5 protein-coding genes are annotated in these 12,719 nt (G+C 41.0%); all 5 read right to left on the minus strand.

Going from position 1 to position 12,719, the window contains the following annotated elements:
* Nucleotides 1-46: 46 nt before the first annotated feature.
* On the minus strand, nt 47-1,777 hold the full coding sequence (locus KXD93_RS11850; RefSeq protein WP_258137318.1) for an alpha-L-arabinofuranosidase family protein: 1,731 nt from the start codon (nt 1,775-1,777) through the stop codon (nt 47-49).
* A gap of 78 nt (nt 1,778-1,855) precedes the next feature.
* Nucleotides 1,856-3,082 (minus strand): glycan-binding surface protein, encoded by a 1,227-nt coding sequence (locus KXD93_RS11855; protein ID WP_258137319.1) that lies wholly within the window; start codon nt 3,080-3,082, stop codon nt 1,856-1,858.
* Between the two features lie 40 nt (nt 3,083-3,122).
* A complete protein-coding gene (locus tag KXD93_RS11860) occupies nt 3,123-4,724 on the minus strand; it encodes a RagB/SusD family nutrient uptake outer membrane protein (RefSeq protein ID WP_258137320.1) in 1,602 nt (533 codons plus the stop codon).
* 11 nt (nt 4,725-4,735) lie between these two features.
* On the minus strand, nt 4,736-7,909 hold the full coding sequence (locus KXD93_RS11865) for a SusC/RagA family TonB-linked outer membrane protein (protein ID WP_258137321.1): 3,174 nt from the start codon (nt 7,907-7,909) through the stop codon (nt 4,736-4,738).
* Nucleotides 7,910-8,511: 602 nt separating this feature from the next.
* Nucleotides 8,512-12,699, minus strand: a complete 4,188-nt coding sequence (locus KXD93_RS11870) for a hybrid sensor histidine kinase/response regulator transcription factor (RefSeq protein ID WP_258137322.1) — start codon at nt 12,697-12,699, stop codon at nt 8,512-8,514.
* Nucleotides 12,700-12,719 lie beyond the last annotated feature (20 nt).

Raw genomic sequence — 12,719 nt, forward strand, 5'->3', positions numbered from 1 at the left:
AATTTAGCTTGCATAAAGCTATTACAAATACTTTGCTATAGTTGCTTTATTTTTTGCTTTCGGCTACGATAAAAATAACTGACATTGGCGGTGCGGAAACTTTTATACCGTTTTGTAATGCGGATGAGGATGCCGTAAGTGTTAAATAGCCCGACGGACCGCCGTTTGCACCGCTAGGGCCGTTGCCGTTTATATAAACCTTTCCTGAAAATTCACCGTTATCTGTTCCTCCGGTAAGGGTATAGTAATAATACTTACTGCCTTTGTCGAAGTTTTTAATATCAACATTTACTGTTTGTGATGCTGTGCCTTTATTAACGATCACCACACCAGCCTCGCCCGATGTGAATGAAGATGCATAACTCAATACATCACTATTGGTTTGTACTGTTGAACTTACCATCCGGTCGCCAAAATACTTCTGGAAATAATACATGTAGTAAAAAGCTGGTCTTGGGTTCCATTTGCTCACGCCATCGGTTTCATCGCCCGCGTTAAACATACCCATATCATCACCACCATTCCAGCCGTTTGCAAGGTCCCAGCGGCTGGCCATCCCAAACTGATTTTTAAGCAATTCGCCTAAAACCATTGTAGCGTGCATCCCTGCTATATAGGATGTCATTTGTTTTGACCCTGTTGTAAATAAATTCCATTCGGTTAACGCTATAGGTTTTAATGAGACACCTCCCTGCGAAGTAGTGGTTTTCATCCAATCCATAACAGTCTTTGATTCTGTTACCGGCGAATTAAGAATAGTAGCAGCCGTTTCATTATCAGATCCGGTAAAATAATCATGCACGATATAAAAGTCGGCATAATCGCCGGCGGAGGCAAATAAGCCGGAGTTCCATGTTTTATCAACTGTATTCCATGAATTTACGGGATCTGTTTGTATTAATTGTGCGCCAATTTTAATTTTAGCACCTACATCAGTTGCGGCTTTGCGCATAGAATCGGCAAATACTTTAAAATGCTTGCCATACAGTGTCCCTGTAATAATTTGTGGCTGACCATCCTTATTTTGGGATACATCAATTTCCCAGCCTGCCTGCCATGGGCCGTCACTTTCGTTCCCTATCTCCCAGTATTTGGTGCGCCCCTTATCATGGCGCACCCAGTTAGCAGCCAAATGCGCGGCCACCTGATCGGGGTGGGCACTGGTGCCATAGCGGGCATAACTATAATTAACCGTGATGATCCCGGTACTGTTAGTTTGTTGTAAAGCTGTATAATAGTTATCCAGCGACAATGTCCAACTTGCAGTATTATTACCCAGCCAATAGCCTGCTGCGACGCTGTTCCCGTTTGAATCATACAAAGTGGCCGGTGCGTCGGCAGGTATTTGTCCGTCCCAGAAATAAACGCTTGAGATATTACCACCTGGAAAACGGAGAATATTGGGCGATAGGTTTTTAATGTTGTTTACCAAAACCGGTTCGGTAACTATCTGGGTCATATACGGATTGGTATTATTACCAAACAGGTATTTAGGAACCTTTGTAATTACGTTGCTATAGTCAACATTTACAGTTACAGTAGCTGCGGTAGTTGGTTGAGCAACATTGGCATTAAGTGGGGCGGTAAAAGTTTTGGGTGCCCAGTCATCTAAAAAAAAGCCCGCTGACTTGGCTACCACAGGATCTGTTTGCGGAGTTATAACGGTGGTGGCTGTGGTATCAGTTTTAACCGGTGTTATTGTGCTGTTGTTTTTTTTACAGGCGCACAATGCCAGCAAAAAAATTGGATAGTATTTTAAATGGGGTATCAACTTCATATATTTATTGTCTTTGTAAAAAATGCAGGGACCTCTTGTTAAAAGGCCCCTTGCATTAATTAATCAACTAAAACTTTATCATTTAATTTTTACTACCCGGATGTTATCAATTGCTGCTGTAAAAGCTGTAACCGTGGTTAAACCATCATTCATATACCAGATATTCATACCTGTGTTACCGCTGGCGCCCACAAGGTCCTTAATAGAAGCTACCTGCGTACCTGTACCGTTATTGGTTAAGAAGGTTGATAACGGAATTGTAACGGTTGTCCAGCCGGTTGTGGTAAACGGCGTTGTTTTACCCGCGCTGTTTATCCAGGGCCTGTACCGGGCTATATAAGTAAAGCTATAATTTACTGCTACGAAAATAGAACCCGCAGTCCACGGAGTAGATTTCGGAACCGATAATTCGAACTTCACGGCGTAACTGGATAAACTGCTGTCAATATCTGCAACCGGAACCCATTGACTGGCATTCATATTTACTCCACGGCCACCATTATACCAGGCATTGTCACCCGCAGAAAGGTTGCTTGCCGTCAACACGTTATAGTAGCCGGTATTACCGGGAAAATCAGTAGAACTGTTTTGCGTATTTGACCCCCACGGGTACCCGTTTATAGAATCCCAGTTTTGAAATACGCCGTCAACAAAATCATGAACCTTATAAACGGTAGAGGCTGAACCTGATTTTGTTGTAACACTTACAATGCCGCCATTCTGCGTAACACTGGATGGCACCGCCAGGCTAATGTACGTGCCATCGGTTGAAGGCGTATAATTAGTAATTGCAACACCTGCATAAGTTAAACTTTTGATAAAGAAAAAGTTAAAACCGTAAATTTTGACAGAATCACCTACGTTAGCCGCTTCATCCGAAATGTCTGAAATTGTTGGCGCAGGAGCCACAATTGAGAAAGAAAACGTGGTTTGACCATGCGTTGTTACATAATTTATAGTATTGAGCTGTTTTGCCGGTACCGTTGGGAAGGCAATAACCGAGGGTATTAATGCAATAGCGCTGGTATCAGAAAACCATGCGTCATTAAAAGAGCCGGCTACACCATCAAAATAAATTTGAAGAGCACCTTTTAGATTTTTCCCGGAAATAACAACCCATTGACCGGTGCCCACACTGCTTAAAAGTGAATCGCCCGGATGTGCGACATAGTTACGGATTGATGTAATAACCGGCGTGCCTGTAGATGATAATTTATCTTTTTTGCATCCCGATTGTGCGAGGAGTATTGCAGCGAGTATAACAAGCAATAAATAGTTATTGACATTGTAAAGTAGCTTTTTCATATTTTTTATTTAAAGAATATTATAAATAATTCTAATTCTGTTAGTAATACGCCACAGGTGCTTGCAACAATTTAGGATCGGCCGTTTGGTCATTTGCCGGTATTGGCAAGGTAAACGTGTTGATTGTTGCCGGGGTAATGATCAGTCCGTTGGATCCAGGCTTCGCAATTCCGGTATTCGCATCATAAGTAAACAGTGATCTGTCAACAACCGTTTGCCCGGGTTGCAGCTGGGTTTGATGATTAAGTGTATCTATCGCTGCCTGCGGCTTGTAATAAGAAAGCCGTACCAAATCAAACCAATACTGGCCCTCAAATGCCAATTCAACTCTTCTTTCGTTCATCAGGGTTGAAGTTGTGATGGTTGATACTACAGGTAAGCCGGCCCTTGATCTGATAGCATTAAAATATTGTAAGGCCCTTCCATCAGAAGTAGAACTATTGTTACCCAATATAGCCTCCACATATATTAAATACACATCTCCCAACCGCAAAACGGTATTGTGTTCAATTGATGACCAACGGTCCATAGTTGGCGCATTGTTATCGGCAGGAGTACCCACTATATGTTTTTTAACATTTACGCCGGTTGCTGTATAACCTCCGCCCGCAGCATTTAACTCCGGGTAATAATCGCCGGTGAGCATAAAAGTAGCTTTACGACGGATTGAATCGCGTGTGGCGTACAATTTATACAAACTAGTGGTTGGGCCAATTGCCCCACCCCACCCAGCACCAGGCACTATGCTTGCGCTGGGGGCAAATTGTGCTTCTATATCATTACCCTGGCCATAGCCTACACCTGCCGCCCATTGAAATGCAAACAGCGATTCGGAGTTGTCGTTGTACTGGGTTCTGAACAGGTTGTAATAACTGGGAAAAAGTGTCAGGCCGCTTGTATTACAAACATTCCCTGCAAAATATATCGCGCTATCCAGGTCTGATTGGTTCCTGGTACCGCTTTGGCCCAGGCCCGCCCTGGTTAAATATACCTTAGCCAGCATACCCTGTGCCGACCACGTAGTCACTCGCCCCGCCTGGTCTGATTTTGGTAAATTTGTAGCTGCAAATCTTAAATCGTTTATTATAAATTTATAAACATCAGTAAGCTTATTGCGCGGCACAAGCGGGTTGGCAATTAGTTTATCGTTATCTTCAATAATAGGCACCGGTCCCCACAATTGGGCAAGGTGAAAATAAGCGGTTGCACGCAGGAACCTTAATTCTCCAAGAGCTCCGTTTTTACCTGTTGCGGATACGCTATCCGGCAACTGGGTATTGATAGCCTTTATATTTACATTACAGTGGGCCACTACATTAAAAAAGCCCTGCCATGCCTGTGTAACATAGCTATTATTGCTGGTTATAGAAAAGGTAGTAAACTGAGCCAGGTCTGCATTGTAAGGCTGCAGCATATTGCCACTCATGATATCGCCGATACCAAGCAAGGGGAAATTATTCCAGTCAAACCACGGTTGGGCGTAAATGGCCGAAGTGGCAAGCCTCAGATCGGATGTACTTTTATAAAAATTATTGGTTGTGATTCCTGTCAGCGGAGGCCGGTCAAGGAACTGCTTTTTACAACTGCTTATTATCATGACGATGATAAACAAAGAGAATATATTTATTTTAATCAGTTTCATAATAGTAAATTTTAATTATTTAGAGATATGTTGGCACCAATTGTAATAACCCGGGGCTGTGCATAATATCCATTATCCATCCCGGCTAATAATGGGTTCCATGAACCTATTTCCGGATCGTACCCGGTATATTTTGTTATGGTAAACACGTTGGTTACATTGGCATAAACACGTAATGATCTTAAATGGATCTTGGATAAAATACTTTGCGAAAAGCTGTAGCCTAAAGCAATGCTCTTGCACTTTAAAAAAGAACCGTCTTCAACATACCTGTCTGAAAAGATTGTATTTTGATTGCCGCTGCTCTGGCTAATCCTGGTAATATTGGTTTGGGGATTGGTAATAAATACATTATTAATATCCGATGCCGAGCCTGCAGGATTAACCAACCCGATGTGTGCGTAGTTACTTACAGCCTGGAAATATCCAAAATTTTGGTTTGGATCATCCCCATTTACCTTTACCTGGTTAACAACTTTATTACCATACTCGCCTGTCATAAAAACAGTTAGATCAAAGTTTTTGTAACTAAAAGTGTTATTTATGCCATACTGAACTTTTGGCAAAGGCGACCCCAAAGCGGTTTGATCATTTGCATCAATTTTTCCGTCATGATTATTATCCTTAAAAATAACGTCGCCTACCCAAACCCCGCCGGAACCATTCGTAATAGGAATTGACCCGCCTCCGTTTTGCATAAGGGCCGGATATTTAGCGAAATCGGCAGCATTTTTATAAAGGCCAAGCGTTTGATAACCATAAAACTCGCCAATAGATCCTCCTACAACAGTTTTGGTATATACGTTACTTCCTATGCTCCCGTATATTGCCGGTGTACCCGGGTTTAAGGCAAGAATTTTATTCTGATTATGAGAGAATATCAGGTTGGTTTTCCAGTTAAAGTTTTTTGATTGAATATTGGTGGTTGCTATTGAAAACTCAACGCCTTTATTACTAACAGCGCCAATGTTAACATAAGGTGCAAGGATAGCGCCCGGCGAATAACCTCCTGATGCATAAGTTCCTGAATAGTATGGCTCGGTAAGGCTTAATAGCAGGTTATTTGTTTTGCGGGAATAAACATCGCCTGTAAATACAATCCTGTTGTTTAAAATACTGAAATCTAAACCCAGGTTAAGTTCTTTTGTCGTTTCCCATTTAATATTGGGGTTTCCCAAAGTAGCGGTTAGCTGTGAATTACCTGCCAACCCTGTTGCTACAGTGGTTAACGTAGAACCATAAGCATACTCACTTATGTTTTGGTTATTTACCAAACCATAACTTACCCTAAGTTTTAAATCGTTAATTACCTTTACATTTTTCAGAAAAGCTTCATGGTTCAACTTCCATGCAATTGCACCCGAATAGGAAGTATTCCACCTGTTACTTGTGTCAATTTTTGAAGTACCATCCCTGCGTATAGTGGCAGTTAGTAAATACTTATCATCGTACGTAAAGTTGGCGCGGGCAAAATAGGCCTCAAGTGCGCCATCGGCTTTTGCACCCGCATTGGTCGCCGTTTTTGGGTCGCCTGTACTTATTGTAGTTACATCATTACTTGTAAAATTGGTGCGTGCGGCCAAAACCGAGCTACTTTTAACCAATTGCGCTTCGTGCCCGACCGTAGCGCTGAAATAATATTTTTTACCAAACATGTGCTGGTATGACAGGTAATTTGTGATTGCGTTATAAAAGTTTTGTGCGCTCTGTGAACTGCCCGAGTTTACCGGTATGCTATAAGCTCCCATGGTAACGGTTGGCGTAAATTGATCTTCAGTAGCAAAATCAAAATTCCCGGATACTTCATTACGCAAACTTAGGTCCTTTGTAAATTGAATTTCGGCATAAGCGCTTCCGATTAACTGGTACCTGCTTTTCAAATCCGTCACGATTGTAGCTAAGGCAAACGGGTTAGCACCGTAAGCACCGTAAATATTAGGGTCATTACCGCCCCAGGTACCATCGGGGTTTTTCACCGCTACATCGGGTGTTTGGTTTAATGCCTGCAAAATTACACCGGTATTTGTTGTAGCTACGTTTTCTGCAACATGAGAGAGCGCCAGATTTGTGCCTATTTTTAACCAGTTTGTAGTTTTGTTATCGATGTTTAGGTTAATAGAAGTTCGTTTAAAATCAGAACCTAAAGCAATCCCCTCCTGGGTAAAGTATGTGGCCGATAAATAATATTTTGTCCTGGCATCGCCACCGCTAATTGCAAGATTATGGTTTTGCATAGGGGCTTTTCTGAATAATGCCTTTTGCCAGTTAGTACCCAGGCCCAAATATTGCGGATTAGCAAACTGTGGCCTCAAATCATAGCCAATAATGGCCGATTTTTCATTCATAAACGTTGCATACTGCTGCAAATTCATCACATCGTAATACTTTGGTAATGATTGACTACCCGCATATCCATCATAGGTTATTAGCGGAGGGCCCGAAGCTCCCTTTTTTGTAGTAATTATTACTACGCCATTTGAAGCCTGCGAACCGTATATGGCTGTAGCCGAGGCATCCTTTAATACATCAATTGATGCGATATCCGACGGGTTGATAGTGGATAGCGGGTTGCTACCCTGACCCGCAATTGGCGATTGAACATTGGGTGGAATCTGTACTCCATCAATTACATACAACGGGGGGGCATTGTTAAAACCGCCTATCCCGCGTATTTGTATATTCACATCGCCACCCGGCTGGCCCGAAACCTGCTGCACTATAACACCGGCAACTTTCCCCTGTAAAGCCTGGTCAAATGTAGTTGGCTGTGTTTTTAAGAGGTCGGTCCCCGAAACCGATGATATAGATCCGGTAAGATCAGGCCGTTTAACTTTACCATAACCAATAACAACTTCATTTAATATGTTTACTGACAGATTTAATGTTACATTAATTGTACTGGTTTGCCCCACATATATTTGCTGGGTTTCATAGCTTACATAACTAAAGACCAGCACGTCGCCTGTTTTTGCATTAATGGCATAAGTACCGTCAACAGCCGATACAACTCCGGTTGTTGTGCCCTTAATTTTAATGTTAACCCCGGGTAGCGGCTTGGAATCGTCAGCGCCTATTATCCTTCCGGTAACCCTTTGGGTTTGTGCATAGCCTGAAAGCGCCAGCAACATGGCCGACATAAATAGCAAAACGCCGCATTTTATTCGTTTTCGTAAGTTTTTTTCCATTTTAAAAATGAATTTTAAGGTGTGTAAATAATTGGTTCATAAATTTTGGTTGGTTGGTGTTAATCTTTCTTCATAATTTTTCCTCACATTATTCGTCCAACGGGGTATATAGCAAAGTCGAAAGCGATCTTTTAAAATCATCTCCAAGCATTGTTTTTATTTCTGCAATCGATTGCCGAAACAACCTGTGAAAAAACCTATACCATACGGCAAGTAAAGTTTTCAGCATAGCAAAAAAATAAATTAACCTCGTTGGGTTTTTGCGTTTATAATTGGTGAGTATGTGTATTATTTACAATTAATTTAATTGGCTGCATGGAACACATATTCTCGGGAATGAAACTATGATTGTTTCGAAAAGCAGGATAGGCAGTATTGATAATGATTATAGACCAAATGTTAACTAACACATAACAAACTATAAATCAGTGTATTAAATTAAACCCACACCGGATATCATGTGCGTTATTTAAGTTTTTTTCGATTTACAGCCCAAAAGAGGAACAAAAATTTTACAAAAATGCCCCTTAACAGCCGGTATTTCAGGAAATAAAAAATTGAATTTGATGAGATAAAGATTACAGCGGCGCGTTAATTGCTGATCATGCCGGAGATTTCTTTTTGCGGGTTGCGTTAATATATTCTGAGGGAAGCATATTATATTCTTCCTTAAACAACTTTGTAAAATATTTAGGCGTGTTAAAACCAACTTCATAGGAGATCTGGCTTATACTCATCTGGCTATCGGCCAGTAATTGGATTGCCTTTTTTAACCGGATTGACCTGATAAATTCGAGCGGGGATTGTCCCGTTAACATTAATACTTTTTTGTAAAGCGATACCCGGCTCATATTCATTTGCCGGCTCAGTTCTTCTACAGAAAGATTATAGTTTAAAATATTCTGTTCTATATACTCAACCATATTTCTTAAAAACCGCTCATCTTCAGATTGCAATGGCACCTCCTGTAACTGCACACTCATCTGCTTTTTGTAGGTTCGTTTAAACGTATCCTGTAAGGTGAGCAAGTTTTTTATTTTTGAAAGTAAGATCTCAAAATTGAATGGTTTGGTCATGTAATCGTTAGCACCTATTTCTAATCCCTTTAACTGTTCCTCTTCCCCGGTTAACGCAGTTAATAAAATGACAGGGATATGCGAGGTCCGTTTATCGGCCTTGATTTTTTTGCAAAGTTCAATCCCGTCCATTTCGGGCATACTTATATCACTAACCATAATATCAGGGTGTTGCGATAGGGCCTTTTGCCAGCCATCCTTACCATTCGCCGCCTCTATAATAAAGAATGTGTTCTTCAGGTTGTCCTTTAAGTAAAACCTAAAGTCGTCGTTATCTTCCACCAGCAATACCACAGGTTTTTTATCCACCATCTGGTATTTAGGTTCATTCTTATTTTCCCGGGTTGGTAAAGGATCCTGCTCCTCATCATTATTTGTATTGATGGCTGTTGGGGTTAAACTGAAGTTATCCTGTAATAACAATGGCAATTGAATTATAAAACAGCTACCATGATCCGGTTCGCTTTCCACACTTATTTTGCCCCCGTGCATCTTTACAAATTCAGATGTAATTGATAAACCAATACCGCTGCCCTGGTTAAGCAGCGACCCCGGAACATCATGCTGAAAAAACCTTTCGAATATTTTATCGTGTTTTTCCTGAGGGATGCCAATACCCGTATCAATTACTTTAATCTCAAGTAGCTGACATTCCTCCGTTGATTCATCCTGTATTACATTAAGCAACACGCTTATATGACCACCTTTAGGCGTAAATTTGAAAGCATTTGAAAGCAGGTTGAATAAAATTCGCTCTATTTTGTCATGATCGAAACTTGCCATTAAGGTTTCTACATCCGTATCAAACACAAAACCTATGCTTTTTTCATCTGCAATGTCAGTAAACCCTAAAGTGATGTCTTTAATAAATTTAACTATATCGCCGGGCCTGGTTTGCAGCTTCAATTCCTGCACCTCCATTTTACGGAAATCAAGCAGCTGGTTTACCAGGTTTAACAATCGCCTGGCATTTTTTCTTACCATCCCCAATTGCTCCTTTTGATCGGCATCATCGGTACAATTAAGCATTTTATCAACAGGCGCCATAATCAGGGATAAAGGCGTCCTGAACTCGTGGCTTACATTAGTTAAAAACTTAATCTTCATCTGGTCAAGCTCATGCATCCGCTTAACTTCCTGCCGCTCCTGTTCTATAATAAGTTTTGCTTCCTGTTTCTCCTGTTCAGCAACGAATTGCTGTCTTATCTTTTTTATTCCGCGCCGACGGATCAGAAGAAGTATCCCAATAATCAGTACTACATAACTAATATACGCTAACGGCGATTTCCAAAATGGGGGTAGTATTTTAACTTTCAAAGTGATGTAATCGGGATCCCATACACCGTCAGAATTTGCTGCCCTAACTTTAAATACATAATCACCACCGTCGAGGTTGGTATAGGTTGCTTTCCGGCTCGCATTGCCGGCTGTAAGCCATCCTTTGTCAAACCCCTCCATCATATACTGATACTTCACCTTATTAGGATTGAAGAAATTTAGTGCTGCAAACCCAATAGTAAAGACATTTTCGTTGTGATTAAGCGTTATTGAACGGGTTGACGAAATAGCTTCTGACAATATAACATGCCCGTTGATGGCCTCGGTGGCTGTAACACTTTTATCAAATAGCTGAAAATCAGTAAATATTAGTTTGAGTTTATTACTATTGGGCTGGATGCTCAGGGGGTCAAAAATATTGAAGCCGTGCCCGCCGCCAAAAATCAGTTCGCCTTTTTGGGTTTTCAAAGCCGCATTTACATTAAATTCCCTGCCTTGCAAGCCATCAGTTTCGTCAAAGTTTTTAAACTGAAAATTATAACCCTTGCCCGTTGCGGTTAATTCAATTCGACTCAATCCATCAGAGGTACTTAACCACATCATCCCTTTATTATCCTCCAGTATGTTCAATATCAAATTATCAGGAAGCCCATTTCCCTTTACAAAACGGGTAAACTTGCCTGTTTTAGGATTAAAGATACTTAGCCCTTCGCGGGCGCCAATCCATATCAGGCCCCGGCTATCCTGTGTAATACTGTTTTCGTTATTGCCTATCAGGCTGTTACTATCATTGATATCACGATTATAATGAACAGCCTGGTTGGTCTTCTTCATTATCACATCAATACCATAATAGCCTCCTACCCAAATGTTACCATCCTTATCCTCGAAAATTGCAGATATATAGGGGCATCTTATTTCTGTTGGCTTAAAGGGATGGTAGAATATTTTTTTTGACCGGTCAAAAATCTCCAAACCACCGGCGAAGGTACCGATCCATAAGCGGTGTGCTGAATCCTCTATTATACTCCACACCCTGTCATCCGCGATACTGGTTGCTACCTTGTCGTCATGCCTGTAATGGGTAAAAGTTTTTCCGTCAAAACAATCCAGCCCCCCAAAATAAGTTCCTATCCATAGTTTCTGCTCATGATCAATACATAAGCTAACAATTATATCGTTGCCCAAACTGTTACTGTCTTGCGAATTGTACTTATACTGTGTGTATTTCCCGGTTTTCCGGTTAAAGTAAATCAACCCGCCACCATTTGTTCCTATCCATAAATTACCTTGCTTATCTTCAACAAATTTATCAACGTCCTCAAAGCTCAGGCTGTTTGGATCAGAAGCGTAATGCCTGTAGAGCGGGAATTTAATAATACTCTTGTGATAATAACTGATCCCTTCCTTAAAAGTCCCGGCCCACATAATACCTGAATTATCCTTATAGAGCACTACAGTATTTTGCCTTAATGATTTGGCATCATCCGGCCTGTTTAGTAAATAAGTAATCTTAAAATTCTTTTTATCGAGCAGGTTTATTCCCCCGTGGTCTGTTGCTATCCATATCAAGCCGTCATCAGCCTGAACAATGTTATTAACGATACTGGAATTTAACCCGGCTGTACCTGATCTTTTATCAATATATCTGAACACGTTAGTTGCCGGGCTAAAATAATAAACCCCTGCGTTTACATTTGATGTGTAAAACCACAAATCATTGTCGCGATCTGCTGTAATAGAATAAGATCGTGTTTTACCATTGCTGGCTTTACTTAAAATATCTGAGCGGTAAGTAATTTTATTAAGCTTCCCATCCAGCTTTTCAATCATGCCGTCACCATAAACAAACCACATATTCCCCCTTGTGTCGCCGGCAATATCGGCCACATTATTGCTATATAATAGCCGGAATGAGTCTGCGTTGTTTGAATAATGATACGTTTGCTTGTTTGCTGCGCTATAACGATAAACGCCTGAATTTGCCAAAACAAACCAAAAGTCCCCGTGGCTATCCCTTGTTATTTTAACAATATTTGCATTAGCAGGAAGTTTTAGTGCTTTTAGCCAGGGTGATATGCCGATGCTAAACTGCTCTGTTTTAGGGCTGTAGATACAAAACCCACCCCTGGTTGCTAACCATAGGTTTTGATCCGGTCCCTCATAAATGCTTTGTATAAAATCATCAACGAGTGAGTTTTTATTACCGGCATCGTGTTTGAATACTTTAAAGGAATAACCGTCGTAACGGCTAAGACCCGACATGGTGCCGAACCACATAAAGCCTTTTGAATCATTATAGATGCAGTTTACCTGGTTGTGCGACAAGCCATTGCTTATATCCAGTTGCGAAAACTGGTACTGACTGGCTTGCGCAAAAGCCCGGGCACACGCAAAAAGCATGGCTACTATAAGGATATAAAATTTTATGCGCATCGGTATAATTGAAAAGGGTC

Origin of the sequence: Mucilaginibacter phenanthrenivorans (assembly GCF_024721155.1) — a bacterium.
GTDB lineage: Bacteria > Bacteroidota > Bacteroidia > Sphingobacteriales > Sphingobacteriaceae > Mucilaginibacter > Mucilaginibacter phenanthrenivorans.